15 protein-coding genes are annotated in these 18669 nt (G+C 49.5%); 6 read left to right on the forward strand and 9 right to left on the reverse strand.

Annotation, left to right across the window (positions count from 1 at the left end; genetic code table 11):
* Positions 1 to 17 precede the first annotated feature (17 nt).
* The 3 genes from rtcA to ACJJIP_RS20170 form a co-directional block, all read right to left on the reverse strand.
* On the reverse strand, positions 18 to 1031 hold the full coding sequence (rtcA, locus tag ACJJIP_RS20160; RefSeq protein ID WP_444945876.1) for an RNA 3'-terminal phosphate cyclase: 1014 nt from the start codon (positions 1029 to 1031) through the stop codon (positions 18 to 20).
* A gap of 49 nt (positions 1032 to 1080) precedes the next feature.
* Positions 1081 to 2241 (reverse strand): slipin family protein, encoded by a 1161-nt coding sequence (locus tag ACJJIP_RS20165; protein WP_282951971.1) that lies wholly within the window; start codon positions 2239 to 2241, stop codon positions 1081 to 1083.
* A gap of 627 nt (positions 2242 to 2868) precedes the next feature.
* Positions 2869 to 4098: an RtcB family protein gene (locus ACJJIP_RS20170; protein ID WP_020413769.1), complete on the reverse strand. Its 1230-nt coding sequence runs from the start codon at positions 4096 to 4098 to the stop codon at positions 2869 to 2871.
* Positions 4099 to 4317: 219 nt separating this feature from the next.
* Here ACJJIP_RS20170 and rtcR point away from each other — a divergent pair, with 219 nt between their 5' ends.
* The 3 genes from rtcR to ACJJIP_RS20185 are packed head-to-tail and all read left to right on the forward strand — an operon-like array spanning position 4318 to position 8283.
* Positions 4318 to 5916: an RNA repair transcriptional activator RtcR gene (gene rtcR, locus ACJJIP_RS20175; protein ID WP_020413770.1), complete on the forward strand. Its 1599-nt coding sequence runs from the start codon at positions 4318 to 4320 to the stop codon at positions 5914 to 5916.
* Positions 5917 to 5974: 58 nt separating this feature from the next.
* On the forward strand, positions 5975 to 7465 hold the full coding sequence (locus tag ACJJIP_RS20180) for a C13 family peptidase (protein WP_444945877.1): 1491 nt from the start codon (positions 5975 to 5977) through the stop codon (positions 7463 to 7465).
* A 38-nt stretch (positions 7466 to 7503) separates the two neighbouring features.
* On the forward strand, positions 7504 to 8283 hold the full coding sequence (locus tag ACJJIP_RS20185) for a TSUP family transporter (RefSeq protein WP_282951974.1): 780 nt from the start codon (positions 7504 to 7506) through the stop codon (positions 8281 to 8283).
* A gap of 96 nt (positions 8284 to 8379) precedes the next feature.
* Here ACJJIP_RS20185 and ACJJIP_RS20190 read toward each other — a convergent pair whose 3' ends face one another.
* Positions 8380 to 10164 carry a DUF885 domain-containing protein gene (locus ACJJIP_RS20190; RefSeq protein WP_444945878.1) on the reverse strand — a complete coding sequence of 595 codons (1785 nt, stop codon included), beginning with the start codon at positions 10162 to 10164 and terminating at the stop codon, positions 8380 to 8382.
* Between the two features lie 392 nt (positions 10165 to 10556).
* Positions 10557 to 11465: a hypothetical protein gene (locus tag ACJJIP_RS20195; protein ID WP_020413774.1), complete on the reverse strand. Its 909-nt coding sequence runs from the start codon at positions 11463 to 11465 to the stop codon at positions 10557 to 10559.
* 624 nt (positions 11466 to 12089) lie between these two features.
* Between ACJJIP_RS20195 and ACJJIP_RS20200 the strand changes: the two genes are divergently transcribed.
* A complete protein-coding gene (locus tag ACJJIP_RS20200; protein ID WP_444945879.1) occupies positions 12090 to 12947 on the forward strand; it encodes a carbon-nitrogen hydrolase family protein in 858 nt (285 codons plus the stop codon).
* 65 nt (positions 12948 to 13012) lie between these two features.
* Here the strand turns inward: ACJJIP_RS20200 and ACJJIP_RS20205 are convergent, their stop codons facing one another.
* From ACJJIP_RS20205 to ACJJIP_RS20220, 4 genes are all read right to left on the reverse strand, one after another.
* On the reverse strand, positions 13013 to 14020 hold the full coding sequence (locus tag ACJJIP_RS20205; RefSeq protein ID WP_020413776.1) for a fumarylacetoacetate hydrolase family protein: 1008 nt from the start codon (positions 14018 to 14020) through the stop codon (positions 13013 to 13015).
* A complete protein-coding gene (locus ACJJIP_RS20210) occupies positions 14017 to 14577 on the reverse strand; it encodes a VOC family protein (RefSeq protein ID WP_020413777.1) in 561 nt (186 codons plus the stop codon). The genes ACJJIP_RS20205 and ACJJIP_RS20210 overlap by 4 nt, the downstream gene beginning before the upstream one ends.
* Before the next feature lie 15 nt (positions 14578 to 14592).
* Positions 14593 to 15672 carry a 4-hydroxyphenylpyruvate dioxygenase gene (gene hppD, locus ACJJIP_RS20215; RefSeq protein WP_020413778.1) on the reverse strand — a complete coding sequence of 360 codons (1080 nt, stop codon included), beginning with the start codon at positions 15670 to 15672 and terminating at the stop codon, positions 14593 to 14595.
* Between the two features lie 288 nt (positions 15673 to 15960).
* On the reverse strand, positions 15961 to 16215 hold the full coding sequence (locus ACJJIP_RS20220) for a hypothetical protein (protein ID WP_282951980.1): 255 nt from the start codon (positions 16213 to 16215) through the stop codon (positions 15961 to 15963).
* A gap of 350 nt (positions 16216 to 16565) precedes the next feature.
* Here ACJJIP_RS20220 and ACJJIP_RS20225 point away from each other — a divergent pair, with 350 nt between their 5' ends.
* Together ACJJIP_RS20225 and ACJJIP_RS20230 are read left to right on the forward strand one after the other, a co-directional pair.
* Positions 16566 to 17546: a calcium/sodium antiporter gene (locus ACJJIP_RS20225; RefSeq protein ID WP_020413780.1), complete on the forward strand. Its 981-nt coding sequence runs from the start codon at positions 16566 to 16568 to the stop codon at positions 17544 to 17546.
* A 134-nt stretch (positions 17547 to 17680) separates the two neighbouring features.
* The gene (locus ACJJIP_RS20230; protein ID WP_020413781.1) at positions 17681 to 18667 is read left to right on the forward strand and encodes a glycerophosphodiester phosphodiesterase family protein; all 987 of its coding nucleotides are present in this window, start codon (positions 17681 to 17683) and stop codon (positions 18665 to 18667) included.
* The last annotated feature ends 2 nt before the right edge of the window (positions 18668 to 18669 follow it).

Here is an 18669-nt window from a genome sequence, read left to right on the forward strand (position 1 = left end):
ATCAAGCTTCTTTACTTCTAAACAACAAGTACTTCCCATTTATCTGCACCAAATTTTTCCAGCCGAACGTCCGTACCTATAATTTCTCGGATCACCTGAATATTGGTCAATAAATGCTGGCTGGGCTTCAATGTACAAAAGCGACCACCATTGCCCAAAGCCATAGGCAATAACAGTTGATCGGCCAGATATTCACCTACCGGCGCACCAGAATTCAGATAACGCTGCATCTGCCGAATCGCACGCTGGGCAACCCGCTCTGAACTTACGCCCTGCTCGCCCATGGAATCGAAGATTTCAGTTACCTGTTCAGATTGCAACCGCAGCGACAGCAAATTACCGGGCCCTTGGGAACGCACCTGTTTTCGCTGCAAATACTCAGCCGGCCACTCACATTGCTTACTCACCTGCGCCAGTTCACGCAAGCCAATATGAGCCGGTATATTCGCGGATATGGCTACAGCTTTGCGCTCCAGCAGCTCTCCTCTTTCAGTCAGTTCCAGTTTTGATAAATTGGAGAGGGGGTGGATACGCGCACGCCAGGCACCGCCACCAGCTGGATAAAAACCATAATCCGTTAGCTCCACCTCCACTCCCGCGCCCATACGCGCTAATAGAGGCAAATAAACCTGAGCTATAAAATCAAAGCTTGGGGCCTTTTTATTGTGGGTACCCCCTTCCAAGTGCAGCTCACTAATACCATCAGCAAATAAAAGAGGCAGCAACACCGTTTGCAATACCAAGCTGGTACTACCGGCCGAGCCGATGGAAAAATGATACTCGCCAGATCGTACTTTTCCCGGAATAAAAGTAACTTCCGTAGCCCCCAGCTGCTCACCGCTAACATCAGCATCACTAATAGCTTTGGCAGCGCGTAAGCAAGTGAGATGTTGGCGTAATAGTCCAGGCTTATTGCGGCCTGCTCGAATATTTTTAATACGAATCGGTATTCCCTGGCACATGGACAAAGTGAGGGAAGTCCGTAAAATCTGGCCGCCACCCTCCCCCTGGGCGCCATCAATCTCAATCACTAATAATTCCCTTAAATACAACTAAACGGTTTCGATGTCTTTATTTTATTCAAGCAGTTGGGCGCAGCTTCACTAAATCATTAAGCACACCCTCAAGACCGCCGTATACTGAAATTTTATCGATACGATTACTGACCTTTTCCAGCGACTCTAATTCTTTTAACCGCAGTAACACAGGATTGTTATCCATCATCTTGGCGGTGTTATGCATGGAACGCATGGCCTGGGTCTCTTCCCGGCGTTTTATTAAATTCGCTTCAGATTCTTTTTGTGCTTCCACTACCTGATTTAGAATCATTTTCATATCGCCTGGTAAAATAATGTCTTTCACACCGACACTGACGATCTCGATACCGTACTCCGCTATTTTTTTACGAATGCCCGTAGCAATAACAATATTCAGCCGATCCTTATCCGCCAACAAGCTATCCAGAGTCTGGGTACCCACTGCTTCACGCAGATATAGTTGCAATTCACGATAAATATAGCTTTTGTAGTCACTGAGTTTTAATGCTACCCGCTTTGGATCAGTAATCTTGAAACTACCGCTCAGGTTTATACGCAAACTTACCCGGTCCTTGGTAAGAATTTCCTGGCCACTCACTTCAATAGTTTGCAAGCGCATGTCCATCAATTTCACCACGATGGAGCGATTGTACTTCCAGAATCCATAACGACCGGGCTGCAGGGTTTTTTCCAGTTTGCCATTAACAACCAGAAGGCCTACGTGCTCATCGGGAATTTCGTTGTAGCTAACCGCCTGAGCGGCAATACGCATTTGTCCGACCTTCACCCCACGACCAAGCAATCCCAATATATTGTCATCAATGGAATACTCCTTTGAAATATCTACAATACCTACACGCACGGTTTCACTACCCTTCCACACAGCGCGATAAGTACCAGGAGGAAGGATATCCACCAGGTGACCATCCTGGTAAAAAAGGCCTACCTGATGATCAGATAACTCATAGGACTGCAAATATTCACCCAATATTTGTCCATAAGTATTCAGAAGGAATTTTGCTTTAATCGCATCAAAAACCACTTCGGTAATATCATAGGTCTCCACCCGCACATCACCGGAAAGCAGCCAGATACGGTGACGTCCAGGAGGCAATACCCTTTCAAATCGACTGCGGCGAAACAGCAATGCACGCTCGTTATCAGCCACATCCACAATCTTCCATATTTTAAAGAGAGACTTCATTTCTCCGATCTCTTATCTTTTATTCCTTTTGGGTGGGGCCCACCCGATCCCAGGGTGGCCCAGCGCTTGTACAAAGTAGGAGCAAAATACAGCGGTTTTGCAGACTTTTTCTTTCTCCTCTCCTGGGAAATACAGCCAACATCCCTGGTCAAAATAGAGTCAATGCATAACCTGTAATCCGCTCGCACAGTGCAAACCCACGAAAGGCGACACTGTCACCGAAGTACCTTTTTGTTTGGCAATTGGTATAATACCGAATTGCCGAAACCATAAGGCACAATGGGCCCCGGATAGATTTCAACAAAGAGGGCTTCTTTGCGGGGATTCGAACCCCAGGCTCTCGCCTTCCCTTAAGATCGCTTTCCAGGCGACGTGACTTTGACGGGAATTGAACCCGTAACCAACCGACAAAACGGTTGCTCTACCAATTGAGCTACAAAGTTAGCGTTTGAGGATTGGCCCAGAGGGTACACCTGCCGCCAGCGGCGGTGGTGCCAGGCCGGCATACAGAACCGGCTCCGCTGACTGGAACAAAAACACTCAAACTTGTTTGCGGAGAACCGGCCCGTTGGGCACTATCTCCGGCATTCTTTACATACTGAAGGCCTTATCCCTGACCGACACCGATTATCCTTTGACGCAGACTACCTGCTTGAGGGTGTAAACGATTTCCACCAGGTCTTTTTGTGCTGCCATAACCTTCTCAATAGGTTTGTAGGCCGATGGGGTTTCGTCGATCACACCTTCGTCTTTACGGCACTCTACGTCGATGGTAGCCGCGCGGTGCTCCTCCAGGGACACCAGTTTTTTTGCCTTGGTACGCGACATCACTCGCCCAGCACCATGGCTACAACTGCAGAAGCTTTCCTCATTACCCAGCCCCCGCACAATAAAAGATTTGGCCCCCATACTCCCGGGAATAATGCCCATTTCATCAACACGAGCTCTTACAGCCCCCTTGCGCGTCACCAGCACATCCTTGCCGTAGTGGTGCTCTCGGGAAACATAATTGTGATGGCAATTCACTGCCTCCATGCGCGCTTCGAAATCCATGCCCAGAGCCTGCTTCACCGCACCGATAGTACGCGTCATCATTACTTCACGATTGATACGAGCAAACTCCTGTGCCCATTCCACCGCTAGTACATAGTCATCGAAATGCTCTGTGCCTTCTGGGAAATATGCTAAGTCACTATCCGGCAGATGGATATGCCAACGCTCCATGTCCCGCTTGGCTTTCTCGATAAAGTAGGTACCAATACGGTTACCCACACCACGGGAACCGCTATGCAGCATCAGCCATACGCTACCGTGCTCATCCAGGCACATCTCAATAAAGTGGTTGCCGGTGCCCAATGTTCCCAAGTGGTTGATGTTATTAGTATTTTTTAATACAGGGTGCTTTTCTTTAAGCAACTCAAACTGCGCTGCCAATGGCGCCCAACCGGCAAGTGCATCATCCGGCGGATTCTCCCAGGCACCTTTATCCCTCCCCCTGCCCCGGTGCCGGCCCGTACGGCCATGGGGCACTGCGCGTTCAATAGCGCTGCGCACCCCTGCCAGGTTATCCGGAAGTTGCGCCGCTGTAAGGCTGGTTCGCACCGCCATCATGCCGCAGCCGATATCCACACCCACAGCTGCGGGAATTACCGCCCCCAGGGTAGGTACCACACTGCCAATCGTGGCGCCTTTGCCCAGGTGTACATCGGGCATCGCTGCCACCCATTTGTGGATAAAGGGCATCTGAGAAATATTTTTGAGCTGCGCCTTGGCTTCATCCTCAAAGGGCACTCCCAGGGTCCAAGACTTAATCGGCACCCCACCTGCCTGCATCACTTCATATGGCATTGGTTTCATCTTTAACTCCTTTTGAAACCGCGCTCGATGTTCTTACGCTTCATTTTTCTATTGATATAGCGAATTGAGTGCCAACTTTTTATCAAAGTTGGAAATTTTTTATAACTTGTTGTTTTTTATGGAATTTATTTTTAATACCAAAACTCTTGAGAGTTTTTTTGAAATAAGAAAGCCATAAATTTCTATCTTTTTTGATATTAAAATAATATTTTAGATAGCATGAAGACAATTGCTATCAGTATTCTCGGTACCAGCAAAGATCGGCGCGGCAAAGGTGACAAGCGCTGGGACAAATGGCGCCCAAACATATCCATGTGCCAGCACGAAGACCTGCTTATCGACCGTCTGGAACTTCTGTTCGACAATCACTCAAAGAACCTGGCAGACCAGGTAACCGAAGATATTGCACGGGTCTCTCCAGAGACTGAAGTGGTCCACCACCGGGTGAACTTTAACGACCCTTGGGATTTCGAGAGCGTATACAGCAACCTGCTGGATTTCGCCCGCGCCTATAGCTTCAAGCCGGATGATGAGCAGTACCTGGTACATATCACCACGGGCACCCATGTGGCCCAGATCTGCCTATATCTATTAACAGAAGCGGGGTATTTCCCCGGGCGCCTGCTACAAACATCCCCGGCACGCAAGCACAGTGGTTTGCCGGGCGAGTACCAAATTATCGATTTGGATCTTTCCAAATACGATCAGATTGCCTCGCGATTCCAGAGGGAACACCAAGAGGGCACCACCTACCTGAAAGGTGGCATTGAAACTAATAATCTCGCTTTTAACCAGATGATCGAGCAGCTGGAGCAGGTCTCTATCCGCTCTGACGCCCCAATATTAATAACCGGCCCTACGGGGGCGGGTAAATCACAACTGGCCCAGCGTGTTTATGAGCTGCGCAAACAGCGCGGTAAGCTGGAAGGCGGGTTGGTAGCAGTAAACTGCGCCACTCTGCGCGGCGAAAATGCCATGTCCGCTCTGTTCGGCCACCGCAAAGGCGCCTTTACCGGTGCCACCGCACATCGTCCCGGGCTGTTGATGGAAGCTGATAAGGGCCTACTTTTTCTGGACGAGATCGGCGAGCTGGGACTGGACGAGCAAGCCATGCTGTTACGCGCTATAGAACACAAACGTTTTATGCCCTTTGGCTCAGACAAAGAGGTGAGCAGTCACTTCCAGCTGATCGCCGGTACTAACCGGGATCTTGTCCAGCACAGCCGCGAAGGTAAGTTTCGTGCGGACCTGCTTGCCCGAATTGACCTGTGGACTTACCGCCTGCCCTCCCTGCGTGAACGTATTGAAGACCTGGAACCCAATATCGACTTTGAGCTGGAGGCTTTTTCCAGAAAGTCTGGCCATTTGGTGAGCTTCAATAAAGCGGCACGGGAGAGGTATCTCAACTTTGGCCATTCAGGAGAGGCCAGCTGGTCCGCTAACTTTCGCGACCTTAACGCCAGTATCCTGCGCATGGGCACTCTCGCCGATGGTGGGCGTATTACCACTGAAGTGGTGGAAGAGGAAATCCAGCGACTGTGCTTAAAGTGGCAAGCCTCTACCAATGAGTCATCGCTACCCATTGCACGTATTGAAGCGCTACTGGGCCCCGGCAATATTGAACAGATGGATTACTACGAGCAGATCAAACTGGCAGGACTGATCCAAGTCTGTGAGGAATCCAGCTCCATGGCGGAAGCCGGGCGCCGGCTTTTTCAGATAAGCCGCACAGCTAAAAAATCCAACAACGATTCCCACCGGGTACGCCAGCTGCTGGAAAAATACGGGCTTAAGTTCGAGCAGCTGAATAAAGCCTAGAGCCCTGTTGGCACCATTTTGTTAATCTCACTCCAGAGCATCAATGATGGACCATGGAATGAGATACGCCTACTTAACCCCTCTTTTTCTTCTTCTCAGTGCCTGCGAGCCAACACAGTTTGCAGGCGGCACCGCGCTGCCAGATGGTTCTGTATACAAAGGTGACTTACAAGATGGCCTTTTCCATGGTCAGGGCCAGTTGCAATGGCCCGATGGTAATCACTATCGCGGGGAATTTCACAATGGTCGCATTAGCGGCCAGGGATTACTTACCAAAACAGATGGCTGTACTTATGAGGGTGAATTCCTCAATGGAGAACCACATGGCAAAGGCCGCTATACCTGTGGTGAAAATGAATGGTCGGGTCATTTCAATGATGGGGAGTTGCAAAGAGGCACAGCAAAATGGGATGGCAGAGAAACTTATAGTGGTGAGTTTCTGGATTACGGTCCACACGGTGAAGGTGAGCTGACCACTGAAGATGGCAGTCAATATAAAGGCACTTTCGAGCAGGGAATGTTTCTACGCGGAGATTACTCAGATAACGAAGGCTACAGATACAAAGGCGACTTCGAATACGGCTTTTACTCTGGCGCTGGTGAATTGACCCAACCTGATGGGACCACTATTCGCGCCAACTTTCGCTACGGAGAGGCGGATGGAGAAGGCCTGCGTGTGAGCATTGATGGCGAGGGAAATATTATTGAAGAGTCCGGCTATTTTGCTAAGGGCACCTATTTTCCCAGTGAGGCGGCCTGGCGTACACAACAAGAAATTCCTGCAGCCGAGGCGGAAACACGCCTTTACAGCGAGAGTGATCGCTTACAAAGCGCTATTGATGCACTGGCACCGCAGAGGCCTGGTGTACGCGATGTGTACACGCTGTTAGTAGGCGGAGATGGCACCTCTCCGGTATTTGCCAGAGAATTGGATTGGGTGTCAGAACGCCTTGATAAGGCCTTTGGTATTGATGAGCGTGTACTACGCCTCAGTAACGGTGGCGGCTACAGTTTTCCTCTCGCCACCCGCACCAGTATCCAAGAAAGTCTCAATGCCCTGGATCAGTTACTGGACCCACAGGAAGACCTACTGCTAGTGCACCTTGTCAGCCACGGTGCACGCAATGGCGACTTAACAATTGCTGAGGGTAAAATGCCACTAAAGGATCTCTCTGTGGCAGACGGAAAAAAATGGCTGGATAACCTTAATGCAAGATACCAGTGGATAGTAATTTCAGCCTGCTATTCCGGCCAGTGGATTGAGCCTTTGAGCACCCCAAATCGTATCGTATTTACCTCCGCTGCCGATAACAGAACCTCTTTTGGTTGCAGCGACGACTCCCAGCGCACCTGGTTCAGTTCTGCACTCTATGGCGATGCTCTACAGCAGGGAATAAAAGACCCCAAGGTTTGGTTTAGCACGGCGAATAAAAAGGTCACTGAAATGGAAAAGGAACAGGGGATAGAAAAAGATTCCCATTCCCTACCACAGCATTCCATTGGGGAAAATTTCCTAACATGGTGGAAGAAAAATAAAGAAGGTTATTGAAAGTTAAGCCTTAGCAACATGCGATAGGAGGTATTCTCTTGGAGTTCGCAAGCTTCTCTATTGAATTATTGTCTATTTTGTTTTTTATTGCCGTAATAGCCGGCCTACTCGATACATTGGCAGGTGGTGGCGGCCTGATAACAGTACCGGCCTTAATTCTGAGTGGTGTACCGCCCTTAACCGCCCTAGGCACCAATAAATTGCAAGGCAGTATCGGTACAGCAACTGCAACTTATATGATGATTAAGAGCAGTAAAATAAGCTGGAGTGGGATTAAGAGCTTAATGCTACCGGCTTTTATTGGTGCGGCTATTGGAACAATAGCAGTACAATTTATTAACACTGACATCTTGTCATATATAATTCCTGTAGTGCTTTTATTTATTGCCGTTTATTTCCTAATTTCCCCGTCATTGACTCAGAATAATGAGGAGCCAAAATTATCCAGCAGAAAATATAAATATGGGGTAATTCCATTGATTGGGTACTACGATGGCATGTTCGGACCTGGAACAGGGTCATTTTTCACCCTGTCAGGTATAGCTTGCCGGGGACAAGATATATTGACATCTACTGCGATGGCAAAACCTCTAAACTTCTCCACCAATTTAGCCTCTTTAATTATATTTTTACTTGCCGGACATATTGCGTGGATAGTAGGCATCCTAATGATGATTGGACAAATCATAGGTGCGTGGATAGGGTCACACTGCCTATTTAAAATTAATCCTACCTACCTGAGAGGAGTAGTCGTTCTTATGTGTAGCGGGATGCTAATAAAGTACGCCCACTCCATGGGGTGGATAGACTTTATGTGAACTATTAGCGTGAATAGGAAATTAGCCAGAAGCGCATCTGTTTTCTCATTTGCAATCCCGCTTTAGCAATTGAGAGCGGGATTGCAAAACGATATTTTAAGAAGATTTCTGCTCCTCTATAAAACCTTGCATCTGCTCTTCCAACATGGAGAGAGGTAAGGCTCCATTTTTTAACAGCGCATCGTGGAAGACACGTAAGTCAAACCGATCACCAAGCTCTTTTTCCGCCTGCGCACGCAGCTGGCGGATCTTAATTTCTCCCATTTTGTAAGAGAGGGCTTGGCCCGGCCAGGAAATATAACGATCCACTTCTGCACGCACATTCGCGGGAGAAAGTGAAGTATTGCTGGATAGAAAATCGAGCGCTTGCTGACGGGTCCAGCCCTGGGAGTGGATGCCGGTATCAATTACCAGGCGTGCCGCACGCCACATTTCATAGCTGAGACGCCCAAAATGCTCATAAGGCGTAGTGTACAGGCCCATTTCTTTGCCGAGACGCTCGGAGTAAAGTGCCCAACCCTCCCCAAAAGCACTCAAATAAAGATTCCGTCGAAAGTCCGGCACATTTTCAAGCTCCTGGGACAGGGCATTCTGCAGATGGTGGCCAGGCACCGCCTCATGCAGGGTCAAAGCGGGTAACTCGTACAGAGGGCGCTGATCCAAGCCGTAAGTATTCAACCAGTAAGCTCCACCGCGGGTACCACCAATAGCGGCAGGATTATAGGAAGCCGTGGTGTAGTTGGGCGCGATCTCGCTAGGTACCGGAACCACTCCGTAAGGAGTGCGTGGCAGCAGGTTAAAGAACTCTGGCAGCAGGTAATCGATGCGCTTGGAGATATAGGCAGTCTCTTTAAGTAACTCTTCCGGAGTCTGAGCATAGAATTGCGGATCGGTGCGCAGGAAATGGGTAAACTCTTCAAAAGTCCCTTTAAAGCCGGACTCCTTAATCAGCTCCTCCATCTCTGCACGGATACGCTTGACTTCAGCAAGGCCGGTTCGATGGATCTCTGACGGGTCCATATCCAGAGTCACATAGTTACGGATATTGTGGCGATAATAGTCACTACCTCCGCGCATTTTCTCGGCACCGATAGTTTCGCTGGCAGCTTTGAGATAATCTCCCTCAAGGAAGTTTGCCACCCGAGCAAAGGCTGGAATAGCTACCTGTTCAATTGCCGCTTTTCCAGTTTCACGCAGACGTTGCTGCTCTGCAGGGGGAATTGATATAGGCATCTCAACAAAAGGTTTGTACAAGCTGCTCTTAGTGGGATCCTTATAAACTTGAGCTCGCACGGTGGGGGCTATGCCCTGCACCACTATTTTGGGCAAGACAAAACCTGTGCGAACTCCTTCACGCATATTGGCAATATTCTCATCGAAATACCGGCCAAAGTCCCGGATGCGGGCGATATAGTCCTCATAATCGCCAACACGGGTCATCGCCAAACCACTATTGGCATCCAGGGCAGCGCTATAAAAACTGTAAAAAGTATTGAGGGGCACCCGCTCCAGGAACAATTCATTGGCTTCAATAGAGTTTTCCAAAACCCAGGCGAGTAACTCGCGATTAACCCTATCCGAATCGTTCAATTCATTGGTGTCCACCGCTTGCAGACGCCGGAGCAATTCCTCTTCGGCTTTGAGTCGACGCGCCCTGTCCTCGGCAGCCACCCCCGGCAATTGGCGATTATAGTCCGACACACCCATACGACCCGCAGTAATCGGGTCCTCACGCAGACTGTATTGCCAGTGGTCTTCAATCACACCCTGGAGCTGTTCTGTTGCTGTTAGGGACCAAGATACGGGGGTTAGTACACAAGTAGCCAAGATAACACCAGATACCCGCTTAATGTGTTTTGCCAGGGCCTTGCCGGATTTCACGCTGCTCTCCATTAAATCGCTCGGTTTTTAGTTATCAGAATTAGATCGACCAACCTTAACATGGGTTGCCCTCTGCGAGATTGCTTTCTATGCCCCATGAACCAAGAAAGGTTGTGATTTATGGAAAGTTGATTACATGAAAAGGTGCAAAGTGAAATCATTGTGGGAACCGTTATGCCTACGGCCCCACAATATACGCAGCTAGTCCCTCGCTCTTGTAAGATCTAATAGCAGAGCTACCCTTCAGGAACATGAAGTACATGAGCTGATACCAGAAGACTGAGTAAACCCTGCATTTCCACAATAACCAACGCACTTAGTGATAGTTGCGGAAGTCTCCTACCTGAACACAACATTCAAATTGACATGGGCTTAGTTGCATATTTGAATTATTACAATCCTATTTTTTCCTTTCTCCCCACACCAAGGCCACTATATGGCTGAGGAAGCCTAAAATTAACTGGGTACCATTTTAAATTGACTGGTTGTGCTTTTGTCACAATGTCTAAAAATGGCTTAGATTCAATCGCTTTGTCCCGCTCAATTTTCCTAAGAGCTTCTTGATATTGAGACGAATCTTTCGGTATTCTTCTAATTCTCAGTATTTTAAGTATCGGATCTTCTTTTGGCTGAAGGCCACCATCATATATGCCACCAAATTCAATGTCTTTTGTTTTGATTGGTGTAAAATAGCTATATTCGACTCCATTCTTCACGATCATTGCTAAAACTTTCATGTCAGGGCTCATGGCAAACTTTACTTGATGTTGCCTAAAAAGATCGAAAGCAGTCTTAGTTGGTGCACTGGGTATCTCGAGCCTTCTATAAACCTCTTTCAACGCTTCTTTGCCATCTTCCCAGCCAAATACAGCCATGTCAGGTGAGGTATATCGAGTTTGCTGACCGGCATAGCACTCATTACCAGGTCCAGCCCACGAAAGAAGACCAGCAGTATTAGCTTTTACATGAACGGTAAGTAACCCCGGATCTAAGGCAAAGCCACGCATCATAGCCACGCCCCTGTAATAAAGCCATTTTTCATCCATATTTGGACATTGGCAGCCCATTACGCCATTGACCTTTTTTTTACAATCGAGAAATCCTTTGAAGCCGCCCTTATGGGCATTTAAACCTAATTTAGGAACCAACCCTCCAGCATTAATAACATCTTGTTTTGAACGAGTCAGCTCGCCTCGTCTACCTGTTAACATTGGCATGTTTTCTCTCCATAACTTATGGTCAATTTTATAGTGAAAATTATCAATATTTAGCTGATTAAATTCGACTAATCTATTGGGCATTCAGAGCCATCCGCTTTGACAACTCCACAAAAAATCAACCAATTCAACAAGTTAAATCATATTGAAGCAGAAATTTTTCAACTTCAACAGGGAATAAAAAAGCTTTTTAAATCGACTCTGGCACTATTTTTTCACGCCGCATAAACAGTTATTTGAAGGGGATTATTGAGAGACACTGACCAAATTTCGTTGATTAAAGATGAGTTTTTCTATTACCCAATATAAAAAGGTAGCTAACCTCTAAAGCCACTCAATAAAGAAATTTAACTGATCAGATATTCCTTCGGAATTACCATGCCCTCTAAGAATCTATAGTTCTTTTATTTGATATAAAACTATGAATAACATGTAACACAAATCTCTATAGAATTTTTTTTGTAAATCTACAGAAAATTATTTTTATGAAAATTTGGGTCTACGCTAATAAGAGATTGCTAAACCAATAAGGAATCATCAACAAACACATTTAGACAAGCGGGGCTAACAATGAGAAAAATATCACTATCAAGTATTGAATACTCAACCTGCCCACAGTTGGCACACTTAAGCGTACTTGAGATTTATCCCGTAAGGTTCCAGCTTTATCATACTCCGTAAAACTATTGGAGAAAAAGGAGATCCCCAGTGAAAAATCTTTGTGTCGCAGCGGTGCAAATGGTAAGCGGCGAAAGCGTTACAGAGAATCTTTCACAGGCCTACAAGCTGCTTAAGGAAGCCGCCGAACGAGGCGCGAAACTAATACTGCTACCGGAAAACTTTGCACATTTTTCGGATAAAGGTAGTTTTTCCGTGGCCGAACCATTTTGCATTTCTGGTAAAACCAATACAGATAGACAACCCATTCAACACGCGCTTGCGAGTTGGGCAGAGGAGCTGGGTATCTGGCTGGTCGCAGGCTCGATACCCTTACTGGAGCGAGCCGACGGTAGCCCTACCGAGGGAAAGCGCAGCCGCTCAGCGTGCCTGCTATTCGGCGATCAAGGCACTTTAATGGCTCGCTATGACAAAATACATTTATTTGATGTGGAAGTTGAGGACGCTACCGGCAGCTATCGTGAATCCGCCAGTATTGAACCCGGCAACGAGCCCTGTGTGACGACATCGCCCTGGGGTGCCCTGGGGCTCAGTATCTGTTTTGATTTGCGCTTTCCCGAACTCTACCGCCAGCTGGCCATAGCCGGTGCTGAGATTTTTTTGGTGCCAGCAGCATTTACCCACACCACAGGGCGGGCACACTGGATGACCCTGCTGCAAGCCCGTGCGATTGAGAACGGCTGCTTTGTAATTGCAGCCAATCAGGGGGGGATCCACTCGGAGAAAAGACGTACCTGGGGACATTCAGCGATTATCGATCCCTGGGGTGAAATCCTGGCCGGAGCCGGCGAGGGTGAAGCAGTCATCACTGCCACGTTGGAAGCTGAAAAGCTGACCAATATACGGCGGCAAATGCCATTACTTTCCATGCGCCAACTTGGAATATAAATAATAAAAAAGGGGCCCCATCGGGTACCCCTTTCTATGGTATAAGCCGTCGCAAAAAAATGGTATTAAACCTTCTCCACTGTCTGCTCAATACGACCAAAAATTGACTGGCCTTTATCATCGAGCATTTCGATAGCAATGCTATTGCCAAAGTCCATAAACGGCGTGCTCGCTGAGCCATTCTGGATGGTCTCAATCATACGGATCTCTGCAATGCAGCTGTAGCCGACTCCACCCTCTGCGACAGGCTTACCAGGGCCACCATCCAACTTATTGGATACAGTACCGGAACCAATAATGGTGCCCGCACAAAGTGGGCGGGTTCTGGCTGCATGGGCAACCAGCTGGCCAAAGTGGAACGTCATATCCACTCCGGCATTGGGCTCACCAAACTTCTCGCCATTCAGGTGGGAAACCAGTGGCAAGTGCAGTTTGCCTTCACGCCAGTTTTCACCCAGCTGCTCTGGAGTCACGCATACCGGTGAGAAAGCACTGGAGGGTTTGGATTGGTAGAAGCCAAACCCCTTAGCCAATTCCGCAGGAATCAAACCACGCAGGGAAACATCGTTCACTAGCATTATCAGTTTGATGTGGGACAGCGCATCCTCGGCGGACACCCCCATAGGCACATCGTCGGTAATCACGGCTATTTCTGCTTCGAAGTCGATGCCAAAGCCATTGCTTTGCGGCATCTTCACCGGCTCGCGCGGAGCCAGGAAGGTATCGGAACCGCCCTGATACATGAGCGGATCACTGTAAAAGCTCTCCGGTACCTCTGCACCGCGGGCTTTACGCACCAGCTCAACATGATTCACGTAAGCGCTGCCATCGGCCCAATGATAAGCGCGTGGTAGAGGTGAAGCGCACAGGGCTTGATCAAAAGTCTCCCCCTGGATCTCACCGTTTTGCAGGCGCTCGTGCAGTTTCTCCAGCTCACCACTGACTGATGCCCAGTTGTCCAACGCACTCTGCATGGTTGGGGCAATATCGCCGGCCGGCACCATGCGGGTAAGATCGTCGCTGACAACAACCAGTTGACCATCGCGGCCGGATTTAAGGCTGGCTAACTTCACTGTGCCTCCCCTTCAGTTTTTTCCACAAATTCTTCTTCCCCATGCATCCAGGCGGCATGCCTTGGGGCTTTTTTCGTACGAGACCACTCTTCCAACATATCCTCAGCAACCCGCTTCAGTTCCTTGTGCATACCAGGCTTGGCGGTATTGGCGGCCAGCTCGATACGGTGGCCGTTGGGATCAAAGAAATAGATCGACTGGAAAATAGTGTGATCGGTAGGGCCGAGCACGTCGACCCCGGCCGCTTCCAGCTTTTCTTTGGTCGCTAGCATCTCTTCCATGGATTCCACTTCGAAAGCGATATGCTGCACCCACTTGGGGGTATTTTCATCGCGCCCCATCTCTGGAGAGTTGGGGATTTCGAAGAAGGCAAGCACATTCCCCATACCCGCATCCATAAAGACATGCATGTAAGGGTCCGGCTCACCGGTTGAGGGTACCTCGTTTTCGGCAATGGCCAGCTGGAAGTCCATACCGAGAAGGTCGCGGTAGAATTCCACGGTCTCCTTGGCGTCCCTGCAGCGATACGCCACGTGGTGAATGCGCTTAATACCCATTGAAGCCTCCGTTTTTTATTCCTTTTCTTTAATGACGCCGCGCTTGAGCTGGTCGCGCTCAATAGATTCGAACAGGGCCTTAAAGTTACCCTCTCCAAATCCTTCGTCTTCCTTGCGCTGGATAAACTCGAAAAATACCGGGCCTAGCATATTGGCGGAGAAGATCTGCAGCAGCAGGCGCGGCTGTCCGCCTTCGGTAGTGCCATCGAGCAGGATGCCGCGGCTTTGGAATTCTTCGGTGGGCTCACCGTGGCCGGGCAGGCGCTCTTCCAGCATTTCATAGTAAGTGTCCGGCGGCGGAGTCATAAACTCCATACCGCGCTCTTTCAGGCGATCCCAACAGGCAATCAAGTCGTCACAGGCGAAGGCGATATGCTGGATACCCTCACCGTTGTACTTCATCAGGAATTCTTCGATCTGGCCACCGCCACCGGCCGCTTCTTCGTTCAGCGGGATACGGATCTTGCCATCGGGCGCGGTCATAGCCTTGGACAGCAGGCCGGTGTACTCGCCTTTGATATCGAAGTAGCGGATCTCGCGGAAATTAAACAGGTCTTCGTAGTACTTGGCCCAATAGTCCATACGACCGCGATATACGTTGTGGGTCAGGTGGTCCAGGGTATGGAAACCACAGCCTTCAGGGCGGCGATCGACGCCCTCTTCCCAATTAAAGTCGATATCGTAAATGGATTCGCCATCTTCGTAGCGGTCGATCAAATACAGGGTAGCGCCGCCAATTCCCTTAATCGCGGGTAAGTGCAACTCCATCGGGCCGGTATTCACCTGTACAGGTTGTGCGCCTTTACGCAGGGCCTCTTCATAGGCGAACTTTGCGTCTTTCACACGGAAAGCCAGGCCACAAGCGGAGGGGCCGTGCTCCTGGGCATAGTAATAGGCGTGGCTGTTGGGCTCGTAGTTAGTGATAAAGTTAATATCACCCTGGCGCCATAGCTCAACATCCTTGGAGCGGTGGCGGGCGACTTTCTCAAAGCCCATGGCAGTAAATACGGTTTCAAGGATACCTTTTTCTGGCGCAGTAAACTCTACGAATTCGAAGCCGTTAAGACCCATCGGGTTTTCAAATAAGTCCGCCATGCGGTCCTCCATTTCTTATCATCGCAGCGCCTTTGATGGGGGCTGCGGATTGTGGATTTAAAGCGCAAACGAAGTTAGTTGCAGATGTAACTAATGTCAAGGGCCCCTGTTATTGGACCCTACAGCGGTTACCAAGAGGTTAATTTCAGTCACAGAGATTTGTTCAGATGGAGAGTTAAATAAAAGACAGGAAATGACCCATCAGGGAAAGATAATGGGGAAATGTATTGAGCGGATGGAATTCGGGTGTGGCCTTAGCCTATGAGCCTCTAACCACACCCGATATCACTAGCGCTCCTTACGGGCACACTTACCATTATCAGTGCGGCACATATGGTCTTTGTGAAACTTGCCGCTCATCTGGTCACATTGAGACTTGGTGACATCACCCGCGCAGGCGCTCTCTGCGTGCTGGCAACATCCAGTCTCCATGGTCGCCATCCCTTTCTTGTCCATCTCCTCTTCCTTTTTGCGATGTTCGCAAGCGGACAGGGTCAGCACCAGCGCCGCGGCCAGTATTCCAATTGAAGCTTTGAGTTGCATATAGGCCTCCTAGATACCCGGCGAGTGGCCGGTGACATGGATATCGCGGAATCTGCCGCGCATTGCTTTGTGCGACCCGCGTAGATTTACCCGACATCTCCACCAGCTGAACGAGGCGCCGCGCCAAAGTGCGCTGCCCATAGGTCACCCCGCAGATTTACCGGGCCATGCATTGACTGTAGTTCACACTGGCAGCAGAACCGTCTGACTGGCGGGACATTTACGTTTATTTTCACTTATCGCGCCGTTGATCGGGGTAACACCCTGTTTGTAGCGCAGAGAGCCGGTACAATCGCCACCCGTTTGTCGGGCAATGCCCCAATCTGAATGCCCACTATTGAGGATCGCCTATGCTTCTTGCCGCTCTCGCCATTATCGCCGGTTTTGTTGTGCTGGTTTGGAGTGCTGACCGCTTTGTAGAAGGCGCTGCAGCCACTGCCAAACATGCCGGAATGCCCACACTATTGATCGGCATGGTGATCGTTGGCTTCGGTACCTCCGCACCAGAGATGGTGGTTTCCGCTATTGCCGCCTTGGACGGCAGCCCCGGTCTCGCCTTGGGTAATGCCTACGGTTCCAATATTGCCAATACCGGCCTGATCCTCGGCCTGAGTGCACTCATTATTCCCCTTACGGTGCACTCAAAAATCGTACGCAAGGAACTGCCGCTATTGCTGGCAATTACCTTATTAGGTGGCGCATTCCTGTGGAATGGCAAACTGGAGCGCTGGGAAGCCGTTATTCTGCTTATGGGCTTCTTCGCACTCATCGGCTGGAGTGTTTTCTCGGCCTTGCGTAACAAGGGCGATCAATTAGAAGGCGAAGTAGCTGGCGAACTGGAGGAGCACTCCATGCCCCTCGGCCGGGCTATTTTCTGGGTGGTGGCCGGCCTAGCCTTATTGATTATCAGTTCCCGCATGCTGGTATGGGGCGCGGTTACGATTGCTGAATCCCTCGGAGTCAGCGACCTGGTTATCGGTCTTACTATCGTTGCTCTCGGCACTTCCCTGCCAGAGCTGGCCGCTACTATAGTTGCGGCACGCAAAGGCGAGCACGATATCGCTATCGGCAATGTGGTCGGCTCCAATATGTTTAACCTGCTCGCAGTCGTGGGTATCGCCGGAACCATTGCACCTATGTCGAGCGTACCCCCTGAAGTCTTGTCCAGGGACTGGCCCATGGTGATTGGCCTCACCATTGCTTTATTTATATTCGCCTACGGCTTCCGCGGCCAGGGACGTATCAATCGGTGGGAAGGCGCCGCACTATTGACGGCCTACCTTGTCTACACTGGTTACCTGACTGTTACTATCACGAAGGCCGCACTCTAGTCAGATCCGGGGCGGTTCCAGCCGCCCTGTTCCCCGCCTCAATTCGCCATAATTTGCCCTCCCAGCGCCCATTTTTTTGAGCCAAAGCCAGCTAGTATTGGCGCACCTTCAACAGGAAATACGGAGACAATTTTATGGGGCGGGGTCCTATCATCAAAATTGGAGTACTGACTTCTCTTCTCGGATTTGGGGTGATTTATCTACTCAATGCTTCCTGGCTGGCACCGGCTCCCCAGGGGGACCCCATCCTGATTTCCCATCGTGGAGTCTACCAAACCTACAATCGCGATAACCTGGGACGTGACGATTGCACAGCTATTCGTATATTCCGACCTGAACACAGCTACCTGGAAAACACTATACCCTCCATGGAGGCTGCCTTTGCTCACGGTGCAAATATTGTTGAACTAGACATTCACCCCACCACTGATGGTGAGTTTGCCGTTTTTCATGACTGGACCCTGGATTGCCGTACAGATGGAAAAGGCGTTACTCGGGAACATTCCCTCGCAGACTTAAAGAAGCTCGATATTGGCTACGGCTATACCTTCGATGGTGGTGAAACTTTTCCCTTTCGCGGCCAAGGTATTGGACAGCTACCTACTTTAAAGGAGGTTCTGCAACACTTCCCGAATCGACAATTTCTTATCAATATAAAAAGCAATGACCCAACGGAAGCAGACCGACTGGATGCCTATCTACGCCAGCACCAATTACTCACTGACTCCCGCCTGATGGTTTATGGGGGTACCCGCCCAATAGAAAGGATCCGGGAATTACGACCAAACGCACTAGCCTTCAGCAAGACCAGTGCAAAGAAATGTGCACTGCAATATGTGCTTATTGGTTGGAGTGGCTACATGCCTGATGCCTGCCGCAACAGCATAGTGGTTGCCCCCAACACTTGGAAATGGGCCCTTTGGGGCTGGCCCAATCGCTATTCTGCGCGGGTAGCTCAGGTGGGAAGCTTGGTTATGGCGGTAAATCACCAAGGTGGCAAGCGGGGCCTTGCCGGTATCTATGAACCGGAGGAGTTAGACTACTTGCCACAAGATTACAGTGGGGCCATTTGGATTGAAAAAATTGAGGTTATAGGTCCACACATGCGATCAGTGCGCTAGAT

It is taken from the genome of Microbulbifer variabilis (genome assembly GCF_052467165.1).